This window comes from Mesorhizobium silamurunense (genome assembly GCF_014843825.1).
In the GTDB taxonomy this organism is placed as follows: domain Bacteria; phylum Pseudomonadota; class Alphaproteobacteria; order Rhizobiales; family Rhizobiaceae; genus Mesorhizobium; species Mesorhizobium silamurunense.
Genome location: NZ_JHQR01000047.1, coordinates 1 through 25093 on the forward strand (window position 1 = coordinate 1; position 25093 = coordinate 25093).

18 protein-coding genes and 2 pseudogenes are annotated in these 25093 nt (G+C 64.0%); 13 read left to right on the forward strand and 7 right to left on the reverse strand.

Annotated features, from left to right (window positions below; all coding sequences use genetic code 11):
• The 4 genes from DH10_RS04730 to DH10_RS04745 form a co-directional block, all read left to right on the forward strand.
• Window positions 1-1060, forward strand: a 1060-nt coding sequence (locus DH10_RS04730; protein ID WP_210327755.1) for a hypothetical protein, incomplete at its 5' end; no start/stop codon positions are given.
• Window positions 1061-1115: 55 nt separating this feature from the next.
• A complete protein-coding gene (locus DH10_RS04735) occupies window positions 1116-1499 on the forward strand; it encodes a hypothetical protein (protein ID WP_192384310.1) in 384 nt (127 codons plus the stop codon).
• A gap of 142 nt (window positions 1500-1641) precedes the next feature.
• A complete protein-coding gene (locus DH10_RS04740) occupies window positions 1642-4008 on the forward strand; it encodes a peptidase domain-containing ABC transporter (RefSeq protein ID WP_246811487.1) in 2367 nt (788 codons plus the stop codon).
• A complete protein-coding gene (locus DH10_RS04745) occupies window positions 4005-5327 on the forward strand; it encodes an HlyD family type I secretion periplasmic adaptor subunit (RefSeq protein ID WP_192384312.1) in 1323 nt (440 codons plus the stop codon). The genes DH10_RS04740 and DH10_RS04745 overlap by 4 nt, the downstream gene beginning before the upstream one ends.
• A 530-nt stretch (window positions 5328-5857) precedes the next feature.
• On the opposite strand, the gene DH10_RS04750 is transcribed toward DH10_RS04745, so the two are convergent.
• Window positions 5858-6160 (reverse strand): DUF982 domain-containing protein, encoded by a 303-nt coding sequence (locus tag DH10_RS04750; RefSeq protein WP_192384314.1) that lies wholly within the window; start codon window positions 6158-6160, stop codon window positions 5858-5860.
• Between the two features lie 308 nt (window positions 6161-6468).
• Between DH10_RS04750 and DH10_RS04755 the strand changes: the two genes are divergently transcribed.
• Window positions 6469-7944, forward strand: coding sequence for an NCS1 family nucleobase:cation symporter-1 (locus DH10_RS04755; RefSeq protein ID WP_192384316.1), 1476 nt, complete (start codon window positions 6469-6471; stop codon window positions 7942-7944).
• A 46-nt stretch (window positions 7945-7990) separates the two neighbouring features.
• On the opposite strand, the gene DH10_RS04760 is transcribed toward DH10_RS04755, so the two are convergent.
• From DH10_RS04760 to tpiA, 5 genes and pseudogenes are all read right to left on the reverse strand, one after another.
• Complete coding sequence (locus DH10_RS04760) at window positions 7991-8536, reverse strand: DUF1697 domain-containing protein (RefSeq protein WP_192384318.1); 546 nt, start codon at window positions 8534-8536, stop codon at window positions 7991-7993.
• 21 nt (window positions 8537-8557) lie between these two features.
• Window positions 8558-10191 (reverse strand): annotated as a pseudogene (gene pyrG / locus DH10_RS04765) (CTP synthase).
• A gap of 213 nt (window positions 10192-10404) precedes the next feature.
• The gene (locus DH10_RS04770; protein WP_192384363.1) at window positions 10405-11529 is read right to left on the reverse strand and encodes a L,D-transpeptidase; all 1125 of its coding nucleotides are present in this window, start codon (window positions 11527-11529) and stop codon (window positions 10405-10407) included.
• 213 nt (window positions 11530-11742) lie between these two features.
• Window positions 11743-12240, reverse strand: a complete 498-nt coding sequence (gene secG, locus DH10_RS04775; protein WP_192245175.1) for a preprotein translocase subunit SecG — start codon at window positions 12238-12240, stop codon at window positions 11743-11745.
• A gap of 172 nt (window positions 12241-12412) precedes the next feature.
• Window positions 12413-13180 (reverse strand): triose-phosphate isomerase, encoded by a 768-nt coding sequence (gene tpiA, locus DH10_RS04780; protein ID WP_192245176.1) that lies wholly within the window; start codon window positions 13178-13180, stop codon window positions 12413-12415.
• Window positions 13181-13324: 144 nt separating this feature from the next.
• Here tpiA and DH10_RS04785 point away from each other — a divergent pair, with 144 nt between their 5' ends.
• From DH10_RS04785 to lexA, 6 genes are all read left to right on the forward strand, one after another.
• Window positions 13325-15217 carry a SurA N-terminal domain-containing protein gene (locus DH10_RS04785; RefSeq protein ID WP_192245177.1) on the forward strand — a complete coding sequence of 631 codons (1893 nt, stop codon included), beginning with the start codon at window positions 13325-13327 and terminating at the stop codon, window positions 15215-15217.
• Entirely contained in the window at window positions 15214-16224 is a 1011-nt protein-coding gene (trpD, locus tag DH10_RS04790) for an anthranilate phosphoribosyltransferase (RefSeq protein ID WP_192384320.1), read from the forward strand. Before DH10_RS04785 ends, trpD begins: the two co-directional genes overlap by 4 nt.
• A gap of 4 nt (window positions 16225-16228) precedes the next feature.
• The gene (gene trpC / locus DH10_RS04795) at window positions 16229-17041 is read left to right on the forward strand and encodes an indole-3-glycerol phosphate synthase TrpC (RefSeq protein WP_192245179.1); all 813 of its coding nucleotides are present in this window, start codon (window positions 16229-16231) and stop codon (window positions 17039-17041) included.
• A 2-nt stretch (window positions 17042-17043) separates the two neighbouring features.
• Window positions 17044-17538 (forward strand): cyclic pyranopterin monophosphate synthase MoaC, encoded by a 495-nt coding sequence (gene moaC / locus DH10_RS04800; RefSeq protein WP_192245181.1) that lies wholly within the window; start codon window positions 17044-17046, stop codon window positions 17536-17538.
• A 1-nt stretch (window position 17539) separates the two neighbouring features.
• On the forward strand, window positions 17540-18745 hold the full coding sequence (locus DH10_RS04805) for a molybdopterin molybdotransferase MoeA (RefSeq protein ID WP_192384364.1): 1206 nt from the start codon (window positions 17540-17542) through the stop codon (window positions 18743-18745).
• 114 nt (window positions 18746-18859) lie between these two features.
• Window positions 18860-19594 carry a transcriptional repressor LexA gene (lexA, locus tag DH10_RS04810; RefSeq protein ID WP_192245184.1) on the forward strand — a complete coding sequence of 245 codons (735 nt, stop codon included), beginning with the start codon at window positions 18860-18862 and terminating at the stop codon, window positions 19592-19594.
• On the opposite strand, the pseudogene DH10_RS04815 reads toward lexA, so the two are convergent.
• Window positions 19588-22032, reverse strand: a pseudogene (locus tag DH10_RS04815) (ComEC/Rec2 family competence protein). The gene lexA and the pseudogene DH10_RS04815 overlap by 7 nt on opposite strands.
• Window positions 22033-22133: 101 nt before the next feature.
• On the opposite strand from DH10_RS04815, the gene gltX reads away from it, so the two are divergent.
• Window positions 22134-23558, forward strand: a complete 1425-nt coding sequence (gltX, locus tag DH10_RS04820) for a glutamate--tRNA ligase (protein ID WP_192245186.1) — start codon at window positions 22134-22136, stop codon at window positions 23556-23558.
• Window positions 23559-23739: 181 nt separating this feature from the next.
• Window positions 23740-25068 carry a citrate synthase gene (gltA, locus tag DH10_RS04825; RefSeq protein WP_192384322.1) on the forward strand — a complete coding sequence of 443 codons (1329 nt, stop codon included), beginning with the start codon at window positions 23740-23742 and terminating at the stop codon, window positions 25066-25068.
• The last annotated feature ends 25 nt before the right edge of the window (window positions 25069-25093 follow it).

The following is a 25093-nucleotide window of genomic DNA, read 5'->3' on the forward strand; positions in this document are numbered from 1 at the left end:
GTTCGACGATGACGGGCCGACAATCACGGTCGACGACATCTTGAACGGGACCTACGCCGCAGGCGGGAGCAGCACTTGGTCCGACGCTCCTGGCGCGGACGGGTTCAAGTCGCTGAACGTGACCTTCAACGACTACACAATCGACGCTAACTCCACTGTAACCGTCAATACCTCGCTCGGGACACTGACGACAACCAATGCGGACGGGAACTATGTCTTCAACGGGACGATCACCGACGACTTCACTAACGACGGCGTCGTCAACCCTCAGCCGGTGGCGTTCAAGCTGACGTTCGATGCGGTCGATCCGGGGTCCGGCACCTACAACATCCAGCTGACAACCCCGCCCGGGTCGATAACGACGATTTCGACCGCGAACGGAAGCCTCGGTGCGGGCGGACCGGATCCGGTGCAGACGCTGACGATCGGAAACCGGGCAATTGTGTTCTCGGCCGTCAAGGCCACTACGGCGACAGGCCCTATCGAAGCCAATCTCGACAAGACCGAAGCCCAAATTCAGACCAACCCCCTGCCGTCCTATATCGACCCGGCGGCGATGAATGTCAGCACCTCGGGCATCGGGGTGGCCAACAACAACTTCGAGGGTAACGCCCTTGGCGGCGTCGACGGCCAGACGACAAAGGGAGGTGCCTACGACGAAAGCTTCGTCGTTGACCCGACGGCTTTCCTGGTCAGCAGCATGAAGATCTTCATCGACAATTCGGTCGGCGGCTACGACCCCTCGACCGAGGGCCTCTTCTACAGGACCTACACCCGCAACCCCGACAACTCGATCACCGTGGGCGCGATTACCAAGGTGACGACTCTCACTTCAGAAGCCGGCGGGCAAGTGAGCTTCGTCATCCCCTCCATCGACCAAAAGAACGACTTGGACGCGGTCCAGCTCTTCATGGGTTCGGGCACCGTGAAGGTCCCGGTGATCGAGTTCAATATTTCCAACACGTTCAACCCGGAGCCGCTCAACATGAACTTCACGGCAACCATCGCCGATGGCGATAATGATACCAAGAGCGACCCGTTCTCGATCCAGGTCGCTTAACGCGCATGCGCAGCGGCCGGGCCGAAAGCCCGGCCGCCTTTTTTGGGGTAGGTAAATGGACGTAGTGCCCGAAACCTTTGTCGACGCGTTTGGCGAGATCTCGCTCAAGCACGGCATGATCCGCATCGAGCTGGTGTCGCTGTCGGGCTCCGAGCCGCGCGTTACGCAGCGGCTGATTACCAGCCTGCAGGCCTTCTCTCAAATGCTGCAGACGCAGAACGGCATGCGCGAACAGCTCGAGAAGGCGGGCGTGATGCGGTCGCAGGGAGCCGAGCCGGGCTCCCAGCCCACGTCTCCCCCGCCGGTCGGAGAGGAAACGGGAGAGGCTGGAGCGACGGTGGTGCGGCTGATGCCGCAGCCGGCATGGCCTGCTGCGGCAACGCCCGCGGCAACGGCGCTGCGGTTGCCGAAATCGCCAAATTTCAGCGACGAGCAATAGCCGAAATGCGTCAGTGCCTCATGCCGAACAGAGCCCCTCTCCGCTTGTCATGGCGCTGCGGAAGCGGGAGCACGCCGAGGCCCGTTAGCGTCACGGCGCCCGGCCACGCGCCGACCAGCCGGCACGCCGCGGAGCGAGAGCCATGAACGATCTCTACGGCGAACTGAATCGCTGGTTGTCCGATGCGCTCGCCACTCTCGACGCCGCCGGGCGCGGGCTGGTCGCCGAGTGGCTCCACAGGCCGAGCCCCCCGGGTCAGTTCCTGCTGTGTACGGTGTTCGTATGGCTCGTCCTGATCTGGATGACCCGAACGCGCTCCTCCACGCTCCGCGCCGTCAAGGGTGACACTGCGAGTTATCTGCGCGGCAACGTGGAAGGATCTCCGGTCGAAACAGCGCTGCAGTGCCTTGTCGCCATCGGGCGGCATTACGGCATCGATCTTTCCCCCGAGCGCATCAAGCACGACTTTGCGCTGAGGCCCGACGACGACATCACCCGGCTGCTGCCGAGGATCGCCCGCAGCAGCGGCATGCGCAGCCGCAAATTGAAGGTCGGCTGGAAGGACCTGCAACGCCTCGGCGACGCCTATCCGGTGATCGCCCGGCTGACAAACGGCAACAGCGTCGTCCTGCTCGGATTCAACGAGAATAAGGTCGGGATCCTCGACCCCCTTGCTGACCGCCTCGCGATATTGCCCCTCGACCAGGCGACGTTCTGCAGGAAGTGGACCGGCGAGCTCCTGCTGCTGCGCCGCACCTTCGCGCTGGGGGATGAGAGCCGGCCCTTCGGCTTTACCTGGTTCCTCCCGGAAGTCGTCCGCAACGGCGCGATGTTCCGGGACATCGCGGTGGCGGCGGTCGCGCTGCAGGTGCTGGCGCTTGCCCTGCCGATCTTCATCCAGATCACGGTCGACAAGGTGCTCGTGCACCAAGCCTATACGACGCTCGCTGTGCTCGCCATCGGGGTCAGCGCCGCAGTCCTGTTCGACGCGATTTTCAACTATCTGCGGCGCATCCTGCTGGTCTACGCCTCGGCGCGGATCGATGTGCGCACCTCGATCCGCACCTTCGCGCGTCTGCTGTCGTTGCCGATCGACTTCTTCGAGCGCGCCTCGGCCGGCGTCATCACCAAGCACATGCAGCAGGTCGAGAAGATCCGGGAGTTTCTGACCGGCCGCCTCTTCCTGACGTTGCTCGACGCCACCTCGCTGCTGGTCATCGTGCCGCTGCTGTTCCTCTACAGCGGCCGCCTCGCCACAATGGTGCTCGGCTTTTCCGCCCTCACCGCTTGTGTGATCGGCGGGCTGATCCCGCTCTACCGCCGCAAGTTGCGCGTCCTTTACGAGGCCGAAGGGCAGCGTCAGGCCTATCTCGTCGAGACCATCCACGGCATGGAAACGGTCAAGGGGTTGGCGACCGAGCCCTTGCGCCAGCGCGACTGGGACGCGCTCTGCGCCCAGGCCGCCGAGTCGCGGTTCGACGTCGGGCGGATTTCGACCTCGGCGCAGGCGGTGATCGGGCTTCTCGAAAAGCTGCTGACGGTTGCGGTTGTCGGCTTCGGCGCCCTGCTGGTCTTCGACAACCAGATGACGGTGGGCGCGCTGATCGCGTTCAACATGCTGTCGGGCCGGGTCACCACGCCGCTCTCACAGATCGTCGGTCTGGTGCAAGGCTACCAGGAGGCCGGGCTCTCGGTGCGAATGCTCGGCAACATCATGAACCGCAGTCCGGAGCGGCCACCGAATGTGCGCGGCCTGCGCCCGCCGATCGCGGGCACTGTCGAGTTCGAGCATGTGATCTTCCGCTACAGCGAAAGCGCTCCACCGGCCCTGAACGACGTGTCGCTGACCATCCCGGTCGGTTCGGTTTTCGGCATCGTCGGGCGGAGCGGCTCGGGCAAGTCGACATTGACGCGGCTGATGCGCGGCACGTACCCGATCCAGCACGGCTCGGTGCGGATCGACGGTCATGAAATTCGCGAGCTCGACCTCCCGCATCTGCGCAGCAACGTCGGCGTCGTGATGCAGCAGTGCTTTCTGTTCCGCGGCACCGTGCGCGAGAACATCGGGGCGACCAGGCCAGATGCGACCCTGGAGGAGATCGTCCACGCCGCGACGATGGCGGGCGCCGACGAGTTCATCAAGCTTCTGCCGCAGGGCTACGACACCTTGCTCGAGGAGGGCGGCACCAACCTGTCGGGCGGCCAGCAGCAGCGCCTGTCGATCGCTCGTGCCTTGCTGCGCCAACCGCGCATCCTCATCCTGGACGAGGCGACCTCCGCGCTTGATCCCGAGAGCGAGGCGATCGTCCAGGCAAACCTTGCCCGCATTGCCGAGGGGCGAACCGTGGTCATGGTTTCGCACCGTCTGTCCTCGCTCGTCGCAGCGGACGCCATTGTCATGCTCGATCGCGGCCGGATCGTCGATCACGGGAAGCATGGCGAACTTCTGTCCCGCTGCATGACTTACCGACAGCTATGGAACCAGCAGAACAGGCATCTTGCCCGATGAGCACGCTCCTTCCAGCGGTGAGAGACTTTCAAAGCGATGCCCGCAAGATCGACGAGCGGCGTCCGCCCTGGGTCGTGGGGGCCACGCTGTACGTACTTGTCGCGGTTATCATGGTCGCAGGCATTTGGGCGTCGGTGGCCAAGGTCGACCAGATCGTGGTCGCACGGGGCAAGCTGGTGACGACGGCCTCGATGATTGTGGTGCAGCCGCTCGAGATCTCGACCGTGCGCAGCATCGACGCCAAGGTGGGCGACATCGTGCGCAAAGGCGACGCATTGGCGACCCTCGACGCGACTTTCAGTGAAGCCGATGCCGATCAATTGCGGGGAAAGGTCGCGAGCCTCGCCGCGCAAATCGGGCGGCTCGAGTCCGAGCTCGACGACCGGCCGTACAAGCCCCAAAACCTGGATGACGAAACGCGCCTGCAGTCGACGATATGGATCCGAAGGATCGAGGAGAACAAGGCAAAGCTGGCCTCTTACGATCGGCAGATCCGTAATGTTCAAGCCCAGATGGCGACCAAGAGCGCCGATCGCGAGGCATTGGAGGTTCGCCTTGGCGTGGCAAAGGATCTCGAGACGATGCGGGACGTTCTGGTGAAGAGGGAGGTCGGCTCGAAGATCGACTATCTCTCTGCCAAAGGTCAGCGGCTGCAGGTCGAGCAGGAATTTCTGCTTGCGGGCAATAACATGGCTGAGCTCGAGGAGAATGTGGAGCGCTTGAAGGCCGAGGAAGCGGCTTACCTCGCAGAGTTCCGCCAGAAGACCGCTGAGGACCTGGTCCAAGCGCGCCGCGAACACGATGCCGCGGCCAGAGAACTCGACAAGGCGGTGCGGCGGAAGGCTGTCACGGTGCTAACCGCACCCGCCGACGCGATCGTGCTCGAAGTGGCGCAGCGCTCTGTTGGCTCGGTCTTGAAAGAAGCAGAGCCGCTCTACACCCTCGTTCCTCTGGGCTCTCCGTTAGAGGCAGAAGTGTCTGTCGAGGGGCTCGATGTCGGCCACGTCGAGCCCGGCAGTGAAGTTCGCCTGAAACTCGAGGCGTGGCCCTTCCAGAAGCACGGTACCCTGTCCGGTAAGGTTCGAACCGTCTCGGACGACACCTTCACGCCGGATCCGAAGAATGGTGGGCAGCAGCGTCCTTACTACAAGGCACGGGTGGAGTTGACCGCGACCGACCTGCGTGATGTGCCGAGCAGTTTTCGCTTGATCCCCGGCATGGCGGTATCCGCGGAGATCAAGGTGGGTAACCGCACGATCTTGTCATATTTCCTCTATCCGCTCCTGCGTGGTCTCGACGAAAGCATCCGCGAACCCTGAGTCACGAAGCTAACGCGAACCGACGTTTTCTGGAGCGAGCGGTCGCTGACAACGGTTCACAGCACACGCACTTGGCGCCTCGTTCTTGACGCTGTTGACGTCCGGCTGACAGGCCGGCGATTCAACTCGCCATTGCTGGAGCTCAGGGACGCAGAGTTCTCTTGCACGGATCTGTCCTATGAAAATGGGGCTGGCCCGAGTTCCTCTTGCTCAAACAGGGAAGGTGCTGCCCGCGGGCTGCAGCCAAGTTCCCTGGTGAATCGGTCCGTGAGATAGCGCACCTGTAACGTCAGCCCGAGCAACGATCAGTCGTCTCTGAGTCTCTGCGCCATGATCCTGACCGGCGAGCACACTTTGCTCGACTACATGCTGGCGCCGGTCGAGGCTTCGCTCACGCGTACCTTCAGGGAAAATTAGAGACGCGGCAGCGCTGACGCGCACCGCCACTCGGCGTCGGCCACTGGGGGCCGGCGCTCCATCAACTCAAGGGTCCGGCTTCCGTCAGGAGCAGCCAGAGGATCCGGGTAGCGCTACCGCCTCAAGGCGTAGACATTGTCCGTCGACGCGCCGCCCAGAGGCAGCGCCATGTCGTCGTCGAGAATCCGGGTGATGCGGGCAAAGCCGACAAAGGCTTTTCTCGCTTCCTCGGCCGACATCTTGCCCGCCATCGCAGCCGAGCAGCAATTCAAGGCACACTGGTAAACCGGTCCGCGCCGGCCGGCCGGCCATTTCCGCAGGAACACCATCGCTTCGGAGACGCTGTCGACTTCCTCCAAGGGGTATCCCTGCCCACGCGCGATCCGCACTGGGGTAAAGAAATGCAAGCGATCCATCGTTATCCTCCCGGTCGACCGCAACGCGGCCGAACCGCATTAAACGCATGTCCAGGGGTTTGGTTCCAAACGAATTTGGTTGCTGGTCGAAAAAGTCTGGAACCGGCGGCCCGCTGTGCGGACTCTGCAGCAAAAGGTCGGCCGACTCAAGCTACGATGCCGACTCGGAACCGGCGACAACGATGATTCTCATTGAATGTCTTTAAGGCGAAAGCCGGCAAATGGGTTGCTTGCCGGTTCCCCTGCGTCAGGCTTAACCTCGACGGTTAACGCGTGAGGGCGCGTTTTGCAAAAGGGGAACACTTGCAATGACCATACAAGGCGCATCGACCATACAAGGCGCATCGCCCGGCCTCTACAACGAGGATCTGGCTCCGGCAACGGTCAGGAACTGGGGACCGTTTTCGATCTTCAACGTCTGGACCTCCGACGTCCACAGCCTCTGGGGCTACTATCTCGCCGCCAGTCTGTTCCTGTTCTGCGGCGGCTTCGTCAACTTCATCATCGCCATCGGCATCGGCTCGCTGATCATCTACGCGTTGATGAACCTGGTCGGCTATGCCGGCGTGAAGACCGGCGTGCCCTACCCCGTGCTTGCGCGCGCCTCCTTCGGCATCTGGGGCGCCAACATCCCGGCGCTGGTGCGCGCCGTCGTCGCCTGCTTCTGGTACGGCGCGCAGACAGCCGCCGCATCGGGCGCGATCGTGGCGCTGCTGACCCGGCTGCAGTGGTTCGACGAGCTCAACAAGAGCTCGCATCTTCTCGGCCATTCCACCCTGGAAGTGATCTGCTTCGTCGTCATCTGGGCGCTGCAGCTTTTGATCATCCAGAAAGGCATGGAAACGGTGCGCCGCTTCCAGGATTGGGCCGGCCCCGCCGTGTGGGTGATGATGCTCATCCTGGCGATCTATCTCTGCGTCAAGTCGGGCACTTTCGCCTTCACCAGCGATATTCCGATGGACGTGCTGCTCGACAAGACCAAGGATGCCGGCGTGCCGGGTCAACCGGGATCGTGGACGGCCCTGTTCGCGGTGGCGGCGATCTGGGTGACCTATTTCTCGGCTCTCTACCTCAACTTCTGCGACTTCGCCCGCTACGCGCCGGACAATGCGGCGCTGCGCAAGGGCAACATCTGGGGCCTGCCCGTCAACCTCATCCTGTTCTCGCTGGTCGCCGGCGTCACCACGATCGCCGCCTACGACGTCTATCACGAGGTGCTGCTGCATCCCGACCAGATCTCGGCCAAGTTCGACAGCTGGTTCCTGGCGGCTCTCGCGGCGCTGACCTTCGCTGTGGCGACGCTCGGAATCAACGTCGTGGCGAACTTCGTCTCGCCGGCCTTCGACTTCTCCAACGTCTTCCCGCGCCAGATCGACTTCAAGAAGGGCGGCTATATCGCAGCGTTGATTGCACTCGTGCTGTATCCCTTCGCGCCCTGGGAAGGCAGCGCAGCCTCCTTCGTCAACATCATCGGCGCGACGATGGGGCCGATCTTCGGCGTGATGATGGTCGACTACTATCTCATCCGGAAGGGTGAGGTCGACGTCAACGCGCTCTACCTTGAGGACGGCGAGTTCCGCTACCAGGGCGGCTGGCACGTCAACGCCTTCATCGCCGCCGGCATCGGCGCGATCTTCTCCTCGATCCTGCCCAACTTCACCAACTGGCTGCCGTCCTGGTGGGGCGTCTATGGCTGGTTCTTCGGCGTAGCGATCGCGGGTGCCGTCTATTACGTGCTGCGCACCATGGCGCTGGGCGCAGGCGTCCGGACGGCAAAGGCTTGAAAATGAGGCAGTAGGCGTTAGGCAATAGGGAACGCACCCCTACTGCCTACTGCCCACTGCCTACCATCTCGGCCAGCCTGCGCACCGTATTCCAGTTGCGCGAGGTGCCTATGCCCATGCGCTTGTGACTGGCGGCTGCAAGCAGCCGCGAACTTGGCCGCTCGCGCGAAAAGACAAGCCAGATATCGCCGTCGACCGAAGCCACCTTTTCATCCTCGGCGGCATAGGAATGCAGCGCCGCAACGGCCTCGACCGGCGCCGGGCTGCGCATGACACGTACTGCCACCTGGTCGGCGGTGTCCACGGATTCGGCGGGGAACGGATTGCCGGCTGCGAGCTTCAGCCAGTCTTCGGCGCCGCGCACGACAATGTCGACATGACGGCCGAAAGTCTCTTCGAAGGCCATCTCCAGCCGTCGCTCGAGATCGGGAATTTTGACCGTCCGCGCCTCGAAGACCAGATTGCCCGTCGCCACCAGCGTGCGGACGTTCTTGAGGCCGATGCCTTCGGCCATCGCCTTGAGGTCGGCCATGACGACCCGCCGCCGCTCGCCCAGGATGATGCTGTAGAGCAGCGCGACATAGGTTTTCATGACCGGCCCAAGCCTGATCGCTCACACAAGCCGCGACTGTTCCACCGCCGCCGAAATGAAGCTTGCGAACAGCGGATGCGGCTCGAGCGGCCGGCTCTTCAGTTCCGGGGGGTACTGCACGCCGATGAACCAGGGATGGTCGGGATATTCCACCGTCTCCGGCAGCACTCCGTCCGGCGACATGCCGGCAAACACCAGCCCGCAATCCTCCAGCCGCTGCTTGTAGTGTAGTCGATATTGACCTCGTAGCGATGCCGGTGGCGCTCGGAGATCTGCGTATCGCCGTAGATCTCGGCGATCTTCGAACCCTTGGCGAGATCGGCCTGGTAGGCGCCGAGCCGCATCGTGCCGCCGAGGTCGCCGCTCGCTCTGCGCTTCTCCAGCATGTTGCCCTTCAGCCACTCGGTCATCAGGCCGACGACGGGCTCCTCGGTCGGGCCGAACTCGGTCGACGACGCATGCTCGACGCCGGCGAGCGACCGCGCCGCCTCGATGCAGGCCATCTGCATGCCGAAGCAGATGCCGAAATAAGGCACCTTGCGCTCGCGCGCGAATTTCGCGGCCAGGATCTTGCCTTCCGAACCGCGCTCGCCGAAACCGCCGGGAACGAGGATGCCGTGCACCTTTTCAAGCCAGGGTGCGGGATCTTCCTTCTCGAAGATCTCGCTCTCGATCCAGTCGAGCTTCACCTTGACGCGGTTGGCGAGGCCGCCATGCGAGAGCGCCTCGATCAACGATTTATAAGCATCCTTGAGGCCGGTGTATTTGCCCACGACGGCAATCGTCACCTCGCCTTCCGGATTGTGGATACGGCTGGAGAGCGCCTGCCAGGGCTCCATGCGCGGCTTCGGCGCCGGGTCGATGCCGAAGGCGGCGAGCACTTCCGAATCCAGCCCCTCCTTGTGGTAGGCCATCGGCACGTCATAGATGTGCGGCACGTCAAGTGCCTGGATGACGGCGCTTTCGCGCACGTTGCAGAACAGCGAGAGCTTTCGACGCTCTTCCTCGGGGATCGGCCGATCGGCGCGCACCAGAAGAATGTCGGGCGCAATGCCGATGCCGCGCAATTCCTTGACCGAATGCTGGGTCGGCTTGGTCTTCAACTCGCCGGCGGTCGGAATGTAGGGCATCAGCGTCAGATGCACATAGACGGCGTTGTTGCGCGGCAGGTCGTTGCCGAGCTGGCGAATCGCTTCCAGGAACGGCATCGCTTCGATGTCGCCGACCGTGCCGCCGATCTCGCACAGGACAAAATCGTAGTCGTCATTGCCGTCGAGGACGAAATGCTTGATCTCGTCGGTGACGTGCGGGATCACCTGCACGGTGGCGCCGAGGTAATCGCCGCGCCGCTCGCGCTCGATGATGTTCTTGTAGATGCGGCCGGTGGTGATGTTGTCCTGCTGGTTGGCCGAGCGGCCGGTGAAGCGCTCATAGTGGCCGAGATCGAGATCGGTCTCGGCCCCGTCATCGGTCACGAACACTTCGCCATGCTGGTAGGGCGACATCGTTCCGGGGTCGACATTGAGATAGGGATCGAGCTTTTTGATTCGCGCGCGATAGCCTCGCGCCTGCAGGAGAGCCCCAAGAGCTGCTGCGGCGATGCCTTTTCCGAGTGAGGAAACCACGCCGCCTGTGATGAATACATATCGCGCCATGGGAGTCATCGCTTAACGCGGCCTGATTGATTCCGCCAGAGAAAAAACCGCCGCGAAGGCTTTTTCCCAAAATGGCCTCGGTACCCGTGACGGGCATTTCACTGACGCAAGTCGCCCAAAATGCGCAGCGGTCTTGGGCGATAAGCTTCAAAACAAAGACTCAAAACAAAAGGGCCGGCGGTGCCGGCCCTTTCGGCAGTTTATCTCAACGCGTCAGATGATCACGACCTTGGTGCCGATCTTGACGCGGCTGTAGAGGTCCATGACGTGCTCGTTGATCATGCGGAAGCAGCCGTTGGAGGCGCTGGTTCCGATAGACTGCGGCGCGATCGTGCCGTGGATGCGCAGATGCGTGTCCTTCTTGCCGTCATAGAGGTAGATGGCGCGCGCGCCGAGCGGGTTCTCGCCGCCGCCGGGCATGCCGTCCTTGTATTGGCCATAGTGCTTCGGCTCGCGCTTCTGCATGTCGAGCGTCGGGATCCAGCGCGGCCATTCCTGCTTGTCGCCGACGGCCACCGTGCCCTTGAACTGCAGGCCTTCGCGGCCGACCGCGATGGCATAGCGGCGTGCAGTGGAAAACGACTCGACGAGGTAGAGGCGGCGGGCACTGGTATCGATCACAATGGTGCCCGGCTCATAGCCGGTGAACGTGACGTCCTGCGGAACGAATTCCGGCCTCACCTTGAACGGCCGCTTGGCATCCTTCTTGGCGAGCGCCGAATCGAGCGCACGGGTCTCGGGAAGATAGCTGATCGAGGACACGGACTGCCCGCCGAACAGGCCAGCGAACAGGCCGCCGCTGCTCGTCTGCCTCTGGCCAGGCTGCTCGCTGCGCAGCTCACCATTGTTGCCCGTGGCCGTGACGTTCATCGCCTCGGCCGGGATCGGTTCGTCGGCTTGGATCGGTGCGATCGGCGCCAAGGGCTCGAGCGGTGCGATGATCCGCACGGTCTTCTTCACCGGCATGGCATCGGCCACTTCCATTGATGCTGCCGACCCTTTCTTGGCAAGCCATTCCTGACGCGCCGCATCCGCCTTGGCCTTGGCCGCCTCGCGCATCGCCAGCTTGCGGGCTTCGAGCGCCTTGGCCTTGGCGGCTTCCTTGTCGGCCGCGATCTTGGCCTCGAGCTTGCTGATCTGCGCGAGGTCCTCTGAAGTCGGGTTTTTCTTCTTCTTGAGAAGCCTTAGCTGCGATGCGTCGCTCTTGGCGGCGACGGGGATGGCGTCGGTCTTTTCTACCGACGGCGAAGCGGCCAGGTTTGCCGGCGAGGCAAGGGCCGCGGAACCCATGCCGAATACGGCACAGAATCCCAAAAGGATGAAGCTGCGAAGCTGCATGGCGAAGATCCGATCGTTCAATGCTTGTTGCCCACGGCGTCGCCCGGCGTCCCCCAAGGACGCCGAAAAGTGCCGCGCGCAATCTATAGTCGATTAGCCAGCGCGCCCTCAAGCTGAGCGACGCGCTACGCTTGGTTGAATCTTCGTGATCAAGCAGCATTTGCCGCGACTGTGTTCAAAGAACAACAGATCGCGGCAGCAATGCTTGCCCGGCTACTGGTTCGGAACCTGCGGAGTGACCGGCAAGGTAACGCCGTTCGTGGCCGGCGGCGTGGTCGGATTCGCCGGCGCCGGCGTGGCGGGAGCAGTGGCCGGAGCCGTAGTGGTGCCGCCATTCGACAGCGGCGTCGTGGTCGTCGTGCCGCCTGACGGGGCCGCCGGCTGCGAGCTGCCCACCGGACCGTTCGAGCCCGGCAGTTGGTTGAGCACACCCTTGCCGGCATTGTTGGTGGTCGAGGCCGGCGTGCGATCGAGAATGTCGATCGGCTTCTCGCCGTATCGGGCGATGATGGACAGGGCGAGCGAAGTCACGAAGAACGCCGCGGCCAGGATTGCCGTTGCGCGGGTAAGCGCATTGGCGGCACCCCGCGCCGTCATGAAACCGGAACCGCCGCCGATGCCGAGACCACCGCCTTCGGAGCGCTGCAGCAGCACCACGCCGACAAGGGCGAGCACGACCATGAGGTGAACGACGATCAGTACGGTTTCCATAATTTATCCTGGCGAGGCCGTGCTCGGCCGCGCATACGACCGGTGATTTGGAGGCGGCTCCTTACAATGCTTTGACGGCATTTCCAAGCCCGTGGCCGGGAATATGGGGAGCAATCCGGCCATTGCAACGATTTGGGCCCGCGTCCCCTGCCTCTCTGGCGCGTGCTTGCGGCTAGGAGATGTTCATATAGGCTTCCGCAATGGCGAGGAAGTCGGCCGCCTTCAGGCTTGCGCCGCCGACCAGCGCGCCGTCGACATTCTCGACGCCAAGCAGTTCCACCGCATTGGACGGCTTGACCGAACCGCCATAGAGAATGCGCATCTTGGCCGCGGCATCGCCGAGCAGCGCGATGAGCTTGCCGCGGATATGCGCGTGGGCCTCGGCGACGTCGGCGGCGGTCGGCGTCAGGCCGGTGCCGATCGCCCAGACGGGCTCATAGGCGATGATGGTGTTGGCGGCGGTGGCGCTCGGAGGCACGGAACCGTTGAGCTGGCGCGACAGGACATCGAGCGTCGCGCCCGCCTCGCGTTCGGCGCGCGTCTCGCCGATGCAGATGATCGCCACCAGCCCTGCCCGCCAGGCCGCCGACGCCTTGGCGTTGACGATCGCGTCGTCGTCACCGCATTGCTCGCGGCGCTCGGAATGGCCGACGATGACGTGGCTGGCGCCGGCATCCTTCAGCATCTCGGCCGAAATCTCACCCGTATAGGCGCCGCTCTCCTTGGGATGGCAATCCTCGCCGCCGGCGCGAACCGGCGTGCGCGAAAGGATCTCGGCGGCTTGGTGAAGCAAGGTCGCGGGCACGCAGACCAATGCTTCCGTCTCCGCATCGAGCCCGCTCATGAAGCCGTTGCCGATCATCCTCAGCTCGTTGAGCGAGGCGCTGGTACCGTTCATTTTCCAGTTGCCGGCGACGAGCGGACGGATTCCAGGGGTCATGGGGTCGGTTTCTCCAGGCGACATAAGGCAGCGCCCTCACTACCAAAATCAGGCCACAAAGCAATCGACAGTGAGCCGGAAGGACGCTATTGCGCTTGTTTCAGACTCGGCGCATGCGAAAATGCGCAAAAATCGGAAGTTAGCATGCTTGGTTTATTGAGAAGCGCGGCGAGCACCTGGATCGCGAAGGCGTTGCTGTCGTTGCTGGTGGTGAGCTTTGCCGTCTGGGGTATTTCCGGGCGCCTGTCGGGAACCTTGGCCGGCCATCATTCCGTGATCACCGCCGGCGGCACAACGGTGTCGATCAATGAGTACCGCCTCGCCTACGATCGCCAGATCAATCTGTTGTCGCAGCAATACGGCCAGCGCATCACGCGGGAGCAGGCGAAGCTCCTCGGCATCGACAACCAGGTTCTGGCGCAACTCGTTTCGGGCGCCGTGCTTGACGAGCAGGCGCGCAAGCTGGGGCTTGGCCTTTCCAAGGATCGGCTGGCCGAGTTGACGCGCGAGGATCCGGCCTTCAAGGGCCCGAGCGGCCAGTTCGACCGCAGGACCTTCGAATATCTGCTTCGCCAGGTCGGCATGCGGCCCGAGGACTATCTGAAGAACCGCTCGCAGGTGGCAGTGCGCCAGCAGATCGTCGAGGCGATTTCCGACGGTCTCAAGGCGCCGCAGACCTTCCTGAAGGCTGTCGCGCTCTATCGCGGCGAGGACCGCACGATCGATTATCTCGTTTTGCCGAAGACGCTTGTGCAGCCGATCGAGGCGCCGGCTGACAGCGCGCTGAAAACCTATTTCGAAGCCAACAAGAAGAACTACGCCGCGCCGGAATACCGCAAGTTCTCCTATATCCGGCTGGAGCCGCAGGACATCATGGACCCCACGGCGGTGACCGACAGCCAAGTCGCCGACGACTACAACAAGAACAAAGCGCGATACACCACGCCTGAAATGCGCACCATCGAACAGCTGGTGTTCAAGACGCCGGATGCGGCCAAGGCGGCATATGACTCTCTGAAGACCGGCGCTACCTTCGACAAGATCGTCACCGCCGAAGGCAAGACCCAGGCCGACACGCTGCTCGGCATGCTGGCCAAGGATAAGATCGCCGACAAGGCGGTCGCCGACGCTGCCTTCTCGCTCAACGCCAACGAGGTCAGCCCCGTGGTCCAGGGCGCCTTCGGCCCGGTGCTGCTGCGCGTCACTGAGATCAAGCCGCAGGTGGTGAAGCCCCTCTCCGAAGTGTCCGACCAGATCCGCAAGGACCTGGCGCTCGGCGAGGCGAGCCGCATCCTGCTCGACGTCCACGACAGCTACGAGGACACCCGCGCCTCGGGCGCCTCGCTTGCCCAGGCGGCAGAAAAGCTGAAGCTCAAGGTCGTCACTATCGACGCCATCGACCGCACCGGCCAGCGGCCGGACGGCACGGTCGTCAACGACCTGCCGCAATCGGCGGATCTCATCAAGGCGGTCTTCGAGGCCGAGCCGAACACGGAGAATGAAGGCCTGACCACCGCCGACAACGGCTTCGTTTTCTACGAAGTCCAGTCGATCACGCCGGCGCGTGACCGCGCGCTGGACGAAGTCCGCCAGAAGGTGGCTGCCGACTGGACGGCCGCCGAGACCGACAAGCGGCTCGACGCGAAGGCTGAGGAGTTGGAAAAGCGCCTCAAGGCCGGTACGACGCTCGACGTGATCGCGGGCGAGCTGAAACTCGAGAAACAGACCAAGCGCGGCCTGAAGCGCGAAGCCGACGATGCCGATTTCGGCAAGGAAGGTGCTGCGGCCATGTTCGGCGTCGGCGAAGGCGGTACGGGTCTGATCCCCTCGCCCACGGGCGACGGCCAGATCCTGTTCAAGGTCGCCGAGGTCTTTGAACCGGCCGGCGCCGATGGCAGCTCCGTCCCGGACGATGCGCAGAAGTCCTTCAGCGCCGGCATATCCGACGATCTGCTCGACCAGTTGGTGGCGCAGCTGCAGTCGCAGTATGACGTTCGCATCGATCCGGCCGCCGTTTCCCAAGCACAGACACGATGAGCGCTCTCAAGACACACATAGCCAAGGTCGCCACCGGCACCGCGCTCTCCTTCGAGGAGGCGCGCGAGGCCTTCGACATCATCATGTCTGGCGATGCGACGCCGGGCCAGATCGGCGGTTTCTTGATGGCGTTGCGCGTGCGCGGCGAAGCCGTAAGCGAGATTTCCGGCGCCGTGGCCACCATGCGCGCCAAGATGCTGCGCGTCGAAGCTCCGCATGGCGCCATCGACATCGTCGGCACCGGCGGTGACAATTCGCACAGCGTCAACATCTCGACCGCCTCGGCCTTCGTCATCGCGGCGGCGGGCGTTCCGGTCGCCAAGCACGGCAATCGCGGCCTGTCCTCTTTGACCGGTTCCGCCGACGTGCTGACGGCAATCGGCGTCAAGATCGACATTCCGCCGGAGACGATCAGCCGCTGCATCCACGAGGCCGGCGTCGGCTTCATGTTCGCGCCGGCGCATCATCCGGCAATGAAGCATGTAGGCCCGATCCGGGGTGAACTCGGCACTCGCACGATCTTCAACCTGCTTGGTCCGCTGTCCAATCCGGCCGGCGTCAGCCGCCAGATGGTCGGCGTCTTCCTGCCGGAATGGATCACGCCGGTGGCCGAGACGCTGAAGGCGCTTGGGGCCGATCACGCCTGGGTCGTGCACGGCGACGGCTACGACGAGATCACCACCACCGGCGAGACGCAGGTGGCCGAGCTCGCCGGCGGCGAAATCCGCGGCTTCACGCTCACCCCGGAAGCGGTGGGACTGAAGCGGCACAGCAAGGAAGAGCTGCGCGGTGGCGATGCGGCCTATAATGCCACGGCATTGCGCGATATGCTGGGCGGCGATCCCGGCGCCTATCGCGACACGGTGCTGATGAATGCCGGCGCCGGGCTGGTGGTGGCCGGCAAGGCGACGACGTTTGCCGACGGTATTGAGGCCGCCGCGCAAGCCATCGACAGCGGCCGGGCGCTCGCGGTGCTCGACAAGCTCATCGAGATTTCGAACGGTTAGAACCTTGTCCGACATACTGCGCAAGATCGAAGCCTATAAGCGTGAAGAGATCGCCGCGGCGAAGCTCAGCGCGCCGCTTGCCGGTATCAAGGCCAAGGCCAAGGATACGGAGCCGCCGCGCGGCTTCCTCGCGGCGCTCGAGACCAAGCGGAAGGCTGGCGGCTTCGCGCTGATCGCCGAGATCAAGAAGGCCAGTCCCTCCAAGGGCTTGATCCGCGCCGACTTCGATCCGCCGGCGCTCGCCAGGGCATATCAGCAGGGGGGTGCTGCCTGCCTTTCGGTCCTGACCGACGCTCCGTCCTTCCAGGGCGCGCCGGGCTTTCTGACCGCGGCGCGCGCCGCCGTCGGCCTGCCCGCCCTGCGGAAGGATTTCCTCTTCGATCCATACCAGGTCTATGAAGCCAGGGCCTGGGGCGCGGACGCGATCCTCATCATCATGGCAAGCGTCGACGACGCTTTGGCCAGCGAGCTCGAAGCGACGGCCTGCGAACTCGGCATGGACGCGCTGGTCGAGGTGCATGACGAGAAGGAAACGGAGCGCGCGCTTCGCCTCTCGTCACGGCTGATCGGCATCAACAATCGCGATTTGAGGACGTTCGAGACCAGCCTCGACGTTTCCGAGCGGCTTGCCGCCATGGTGCCGGCCGACCGGCTGCTGGTCAGCGAGAGCGGCATCTTCACCCATCAGGATTGCCGCCGGCTGGAAAAGAGCAAGATCGGCACCTTCCTCGTCGGCGAGAGCCTGATGCGGCAGGCCGACGTGGCAGCCGCGACCTCGCTTCTGCTGACGGGCAAGGCGCCGGCCGAGGCCGTTTGAGGATGCCTGAGCTTACCCATCTCGGCGCCAAGGGCGAAGCCAACATGGTCGATGTCGGCGACAAGGCCGAGACGACACGCACGGCAATTGCCGAAGGTTTTGTTTCCATGCGGCCGGAAACACTGGAGATGATCCTCGCAGGCGACGCCAAGAAAGGCGACGTTCTGGGCACGGCGCGCATCGCCGGCATCATGGCGGCCAAGAAGACGCATGAGCTGATCCCGCTCTGCCATCCATTGCTTCTGACCAAGGTCGCCGTCGATATCGAGCCCGACCGCACGCTCCCCGGCCTAAGGGTGACCGCGCTTGCCCGCGTCACCGCCAAGACTGGGGTGGAGATGGAGGCGCTGACCGCGGCGTCGGTCGCCTGCCTCACCATCTACGACATGGCCAAGGCGGTGGACCGCGCCATGGTGATTTCCGGCATCAGGCTGGTCGAGAAGACCGGCGGCAAGTCGGGCGACTACAAAGCCGCCAAACATGGGGCAGGTTCTTAAGATGGCGCTGGTTCCGGTCGCCGAGGCGCTCGAGCGCCTGTTGGACGGCGCAACCGCGTTGCCTGGCGAAAGCGTTCCAATCGCCGAGGCGGCCGGTCGGGTGCTGGCCGAACCGGTGGTGGCGCTGCGCACGCAGCCACCGTTCAATGCGTCAGCGATGGACGGTTATGCCGCACGCTTTGCGGACGTGGCCTCGGCTCCGGCGCGACTCTCCGTGATCGGCATGGCGCCCGCCGGAAGCGGCTTTGCCGGCTCCGTCGGCAAGGGCGAGGCCGTGCGCATCTTCACCGGCGCGCCGCTCCCCGAAGGCGCCGACACCGTCGTCATCCAGGAGAATGTCCGCGACCTCGGCGGCGGCGGCATCGAAGTGACCGAGCCGACCGCGCAAGGACGCAATGTCCGTCGCCGTGGGCTCGACTTTGGCCAGGGCGACCTGCTGCTCGAAAAAGGTCGCCAGCTCGATCCCGCGGCGCTTTCGCTGGCGGCGTCCGCCAACCATCCAAGCCTCAATGTGGTGCGTCGGCCGCTGGTTGCCATCATCGCCACGGGCGACGAGTTGCTGCCTCCCGGCAGCGCGCTCGGCCCCGACCAGATCATCTCGTCCAATGCCTATGGCGTCACAGCCACGGCCCAGTCGGTTGGAGCGCGCGCGCTCGACCTCGGCATCGCCGCCGACCGGCAGCACGCGATCGCGGCTTTGGTCAAGAAAGCGGTCTCAGCAGGCGCCGATATCATCGTCACTCTCGGCGGCGCCTCGGTCGGCGACCACGACCTGATCCACGACGTGCTCACCGGCGAAGGCATGCAGCTCGATTTCTGGAAGATCGCCATGCGTCCCGGCAAACCGTTGATGTTTGGCCGGCTTGGTAACATCCGCTGCCTTGGCCTGCCTGGCAATCCGGTGGCGAGCCTTGTCTGCTCGCAATTGTTCCTGAAGCCGCTTCTGGCGCGGCTGGGCGGCCGCAATTACCGACAGGACATCCGCACCGCGCGGTTGGCTGCCGCGATGCACGCCAACGATCTCAGGCAGGACTATGTGCGGGCCGTCGTGCGCGAGGAGGCCGGACAGTTGGTCGCGACACCGTTTGGCATCCAGGATTCCTCGATGCTGAGAATGCTTGCCGAGGCTAATGGCCTGATCGTGCGTGAGCCCTTCGCCCCGGCGGCGGAAGCCGGCGCCGAATGCAGCGTTCTGATGTTACGCTGAACAAAACGTCAACACATTCACTAAACTTTAAACGGTTGCGGAACACAACTGGAACAGATAGTGTTTGTTCTGGGTTTGTTTTCTGATTCTGGTTTCAGAACCCATGGGGTCGCCATGCTGACGCGCAAACAACATGAACTGCTGATGTTCATCCATGAACGGCTCAAGGAAAGCGGCATTCCGCCGTCTTTCGACGAGATGAAGGAAGCGCTCGACCTTGCCTCGAAGTCCGGCATCCATCGCCTGATCACGGCGCTGGAAGAGCGCGGTTTCATTCGCCGGCTGCCGAACCGGGCGCGCGCTCTTGAAGTCCTGAGGCTGCCCGATTCGATCGCGCCCGGCCTCAATGCGGCGAAGAAATTCTCGCCGAGCGTCATCCAGGGCGGCCAAGGCAATCTCGGCCGGCAGATCAAGCCTGCGGCGCCCTCGCGCACGCCTACGCCCAGCAATGACGACGACGCCGTTTCAGCCGTGTCCATTCCGGTTATGGGCCGCATCGCAGCGGGTGTGCCGATCGATGCCATCCAGCACCAGACGCATTCGATCACGGTGCCGCCGGACATGATCGCGGGCGGCGAGCACTACGCCCTGGAGGTCAAGGGCGACTCGATGATCGAGGCGGGCATCTTCGACGGCGATACGGTGATCATCCGCAACGCCAACACGGCTAGCCCCGGCGAGATCGTGGTGGCCCTTGTCGACGACGAGGAAGCGACGCTGAAGCGCTTCCGCCGCAAGGGTGCCTCGATCGCGCTCGAGGCCGCCAACCCGGCCTATGAGACCCGCATCTTCGGTCCCGATCGCGTCAAGGTGCAGGGCAAGCTCGTCGGGCTCATCCGCCGCTACTGAGTGGCTGGCTGCGTGGTCTGTGGCTTCTCAGGCTTCTTGTAAGGCGCTAACCCTCTCGCCTCGCGCGAGTAGCGCCGCTGTTCGTGCCAGGGGCGGTACGGTTTTTCGACGGCATATTGAATAGTTGGTCGCGCCGTCGCCGATTGCGGGTCGAAGAAGACGGCTCACGCGCAAGCTGGCGCTTGGTGACGACGAGAATGCGCGGATCGCGGCAAGGATTGTAGGCCGTTGCGTCATTGATGACGATGAGGTCGGCGAAGCCGCAGGCCGGGCGAGCGCTGTTGCGATTTTCCGCCAACGCGACGATCGCGCCGGATGGGTGCCGGCCAATGCAGAGATCGCTCGTGCAGTAAAAGGGCGATCCCGGCGGCAGGTCGACGGGGTCGGCAATATCCAGCGCGCCTTTCGCAAATGTCTCCGGCGGCACGATTGTTTCGGCCTTGAGCGCGCGTTTCCAGTTCTCGGTGGTGAACTCGTTGGAGCGGGCACGGTTGACGGCGAGCTCGCCGCCGCCGATCGGCATGGCCACCAGATGCGCATCCTCCGAGATCAGCAGGTCCGGCGTGCGCACCTGCGGGATGGTCAGCAAGGCCGCGACTGCGAAAGGAATTGCGGCCAGCCTGAGCCAGGTGGTCGCCATAGTGCCGATGACGAGCGCGATCGTCGCCAACAGCACCGAGTGGATCGAGATCAGCCCCACGGCATCGACCGGCGACCATTCCGAAATGCACGCCGAGATCGCGATCATCGCCGTCAGGCCCTTGCCCATCACGTAGAGGAAAGGCCCGTCGAAGCCGAAGGGCATCATGACCGCGCTGGCGACAGCGAGGAACATCACGACCGTGACGATCGGCATGATCGCCAGATTGGCCAATAGGCTGAGTGGCGAGACGCGCTGGAAGTGCCAGATGGCAAACAGCGCCGTGGCACTTCCGGCGATGATCGACGTCAAAGCAGCGCCACCCGCTCCGGCTGCGAGCTTTCTGGACAGGAAGCCGACGAACGAGCGCTTGATCGGCGGCGCTCTCACTTTGTCGGCGCGGTAGTCGGCCCAGCCGGCGTAAGCGCCGACAAGGGCGGCCGTGGCTGCAAACGACATCTGGAAGCTCGGCCCAACCACTTCATGCGGCGACACCAGGATGACGGCAATGGCCGAGATCGCCAGGTTGCGCATCGTCAGCGCCGCGCGGTCGAACAGCACGGCGACCAGCATCACCGCCAGCATGATGAAGCTTCGCTCGGCCGGCGACCACCACGCCGGAGATGACGAGATAAGCGGCGATCGACACCAGCGCGATTGCCGCTGCGTATTTCTTCACCGGGCGCCGTGACGAAAAATCCGGAAACAGCGCGAACGCACCGCGCAGCAGAAGCATGACCGTGCCGGCGACCAGCGCCATGTGCAGGCCGGAAATCGAGATGATGTGATAGATGCCCGTCCGCCGCATCGCTTCGTTGATGTCCTCGGGAATGCCGGCGCGAACGCCGACGATCAGCGCCGCGGCGATCTCGCCTTCAGGACCGCCGACGGTGCTTCTGATATGATCGGCAATGTTTTCGCGCGCGTTCTCAATCGTCGAGGCGATGTTCGTCTCGGCGGGCGGGTCGGTTGTCGGAACGACTTTGGGATCGCCGAGGAAAAACCCGCTGCCTCCGATGCCGGAAAAATAGCTGTCGAAGGAAAAGTCATAGCTTTCGGGGCGGACCGGTCCGGTCGGCGGCAAAAGCCGTGCATAGCCCGTCACCAGCGATCCTGCCTTCATGTCGGGCGGGATCCTGCGCGCCGAAAGCCTGACGCGGTCCGGAGCGTAGCGCAGCTTCGGGTGCGCGGTCGAGACGAGGTCGATCGTCAACCTGACGCGGCCATTGGCCATCTCCTCGGCAACGACGACGCGCCCCGTCAGCCGCGTCTGGATCTCGGAACCGAGCATCGGTGTTGCGACCCGCCATGTCTCGACCTTCGCGGCGACAAAGCCCAAGGCGCAAAACAGCGCCGCCATGAAGACGAGATGCGTCTTCTACCAGGAGCGGGATACCGCTGCGCAGACAGCCATCAGCGCCACCGCCGCCAGCGGCCTGTAGAGATCCGGCTCGGCATTCAGGGAAAAATAGAGGATCACGCCGGCGGCCAGGAACACCGGCACCAGCAGGAAGCCGACGCCGCGGTCGAGTTCGGTGGCGGCCGCGACGGCGGCGCTCCGGCGAAACGCGAAAAACGAGGCGCCGCGGAACTGCCGGCGGATCCGGTCGATGGCTGCCGGCGGAGACGTCGGGCGGGCGGGGGCGCCGTCGGGCGACGGAACCTCCGCAGGCGGGTGTCGCTCGGGGAGCAAAACCGGTGCTGCTTCAGCAGGCATTGTGCCGGCAAACAGCAGGCGCTCGCTGACGCCAGCCGTCGTCCCCTCGCCCTCCTCCGCACCCCGGCCACGTCCAGCCATCGGGTCTGCCCCTTGCGCCCCAGACCTCCTATGCTACATCAACGCCGACCGCGCGAAAGTCCGCGCAATCACGCCCGCTTCAGTGCTTCCTCGAGAGTTCCATGTCCGACAAGGTCGTCACCCGCTTTGCCCCCTCGCCAACTGGCTACCTGCATATCGGCGGGGCGCGCACGGCGCTGTTCAACTGGCTTTACTCCAAGCACACCGGCGGCACGATGCTGCTGCGCATCGAGGACACCGATCGCGAACGCTCCACCGACGCTGCGACGGCTGCCATCCTGGACGGACTGACCTGGCTCGGCCTCTCATGGGACGGCGAGGCCGTGTCGCAGTTCGAGCGCGCGCCACGCCACCGCGAGGTGGCCGAGGAGCTCGTGCGCCTGGGCAAGGCTTATTACAGCTATGAGACGCCCGCCGAGTTGGAGGCGATGCGCGAGGCGGCGCGGGCCAAGGGCCTGCCGCCGCGCTACAACGGCCAGTGGCGCGACCGCGACCCGTCCGAGGCGCCCCCCGGCGTCAAGGGCGCCATCCGCATCAAGGCCCCGAAAGAGGGCGAGACGATCGTGCACGACCGCGTGCAGGGCGAGGTGCGCTTTCCGAACAAGGACCTCGACGACTTCATCATCCTGCGTTCGGACGGCAATCCGACCTACATGCACGCCGTCGTCGTCGACGATCACGACATGGGCGTCACCCACATCATCCGCGGCGACGACCACCTGACCAATGCCGCGCGCCAGACCGTGATCTACAACGCCATGGGCTGGACCGTGCCGTCGATGTCGCACATCCCGCTGATCCACGGCGCTGACGGCGCCAAGCTGTCGAAGCGCCACGGCGCGCTCGGCGTCGAAGCCTATCGCGCGATGGGCTATCTGCCGGAGGCCCTGCTCAACTATCTGGCGAGGCTCGGCTGGAGCCACGGCGACGACGAGGTGATGTCGATCAAGGACATGATCTCCTGGTTCGATATCGGCGACGTCAACAAGGGCGCCGCACGCTTCGACTTCGCCAAGCTCGAGGCGCTGAACGGCGTGCATATGCGCAAGATGGACGACAGCGCTCTCTTCGACGTCTTCGTCGCCACCCTGCCCTATCTCGAAGGCGGCCCGGCGCTCGCGGCCAAGCTCGATGACAGGCGCAAGGCACAACTGCTTGCCGCCATGCCTGGTCTCAAGGAGCGCGCGAAGACGCTGGTCGAGCTCGTGGACGGAGCCGCCTTTCTGTTCGCCGAGCGGCCGCTGCAGCTTGAGGAGAAGGCCGCCGGATTGCTCGGCATTGATGCGCGAGCCATTCTGCGCGGCGCCTATGCCGCGCTCGCCGCGATCTCCGGCGAATGGAGCGCCGCAGCCGCGGAAGCCGCAATTCGCGACTTTGCCCAGGCCGGCGGCCACAAGCTCGGCGCCGTGGCCCAACCGCTGAGAGCCGCGCTCACCGGCCGCAGCACCTCGCCCGGCGTGTTCGACGTGCTTGCCGTGCTGGGGCGCGAGGAAAGCCTGGCGCGGATTGGAGATCAAATCGATTAGGAGCGAACTGGCCCAAAAAGATTGGCATTGAAAGGTGTGTTTCGCAGTGCAACATTAGGCCCTGGCCCAATCTGGCACGCACCTCCTAAAATGCGGTGGCAAGTTCGCGCATTCCGGTGATTTCGACGTGTCGTTTGCAGGAATTGCCTTGCCGGCATGAGGAAACATAAAGGAGTTTGCAATGAGCGAAGCTGCGACAAAACTGGAATCGGGCGGCAAGGCGCGTGAGTCGACCGCAAGGCTCGAACTCGCCGGCAAGACCCACGAATTCAAGGTGCGAAGCGGCTCTACCGGGCCTGACGTCATCGATATCGGCGCGCTCTACAGCACCACCGGCGCCTTCACCTACGATCCCGGTTTCACCTCCACGGCGAGCTGCGAGTCGGCGATCACTTTCATCGACGGCGATGCCGGCATTCTCTTGCATCGCGGCTATCCGATCGACCAGCTTGCCGAGCATGGCGACTTCCTCGAGGTCTGCTACCTCCTGCTTTATGGCGAATTGCCGACCAAGGCGCAGAAGGACGACTTCGACTACCGCGTGACGCGCCACACCATGGTGCATGAACAGATGTCGCGCTTCTTCACCGGCTTCCGCCCCGACGCGCCTCCGATGGCGGTGATGTGCGGCGTGGTCGGCGCGCTGTCGGCCTTCTATCACGACTCCACCGATATCTCGGATCCGTATCAGCGCATGGTCGCCTCGATGCGGCTGATCGCCAAGATGCCGACGATCGCGGCGATGGCCTATAAATACCATATCGGCCAACCCTTTATTTACCCGAAGAACGAGCTGAACTTCGCCGCCAACTTCCTGCACATGTGCTTTGCCGTGCCGTGCGAGGAGTACAAGATCAATCCGGTGCTGGCGCGCGCCATGGAGCGCATCTTCATCCTGCACGCCGACCACGAGCAGAACGCCTCGACCTCGACGGTGCGCCTTGCCGGTTCTTCGGGCGCCAACCCGTTCGCCTGCATCGCCGCCGGCATCGCCTGCCTCTGGGGTCCGGCGCATGGCGGCGCCAACGAGGCTGCCCTCAACATGCTGGGCGAGATCGGCCATGTCGACCACATCCCCGAGTTCATTGCCCGCGCCAAGGACAAGAACGATCCGTTCCGCCTGATGGGCTTCGGCCATCGCGTCTATAAGAACTACGATCCGCGCGCCAAGATCATGCAGAAGACGGCGCATGAGGTGCTGGGCGAGCTCGGCATCAAGGACGATCCGCTGCTCGACATCGCGATGGAGCTGGAAAAGATCGCGCTCACCGACGAATATTTCATCGAGAAGAAGCTCTATCCCAACGTCGACTTCTACTCGGGCATCACGCTGAAGGCGCTGGGCTTCCCCACCACCATGTTCACCGTGCTGTTTGCGGTTGCCCGCACCGTCGGCTGGATCGCGCAGTGGAAGGAAATGATCGAAGACCCGCACCAGAAGATCGGCCGCCCGCGCCAGCTCTACACCGGCGCCACGGAACGCGACTACGTGCCGATTGCGAAGAGGTAGGAATAGGGAATGGGCAGTAGGGAAT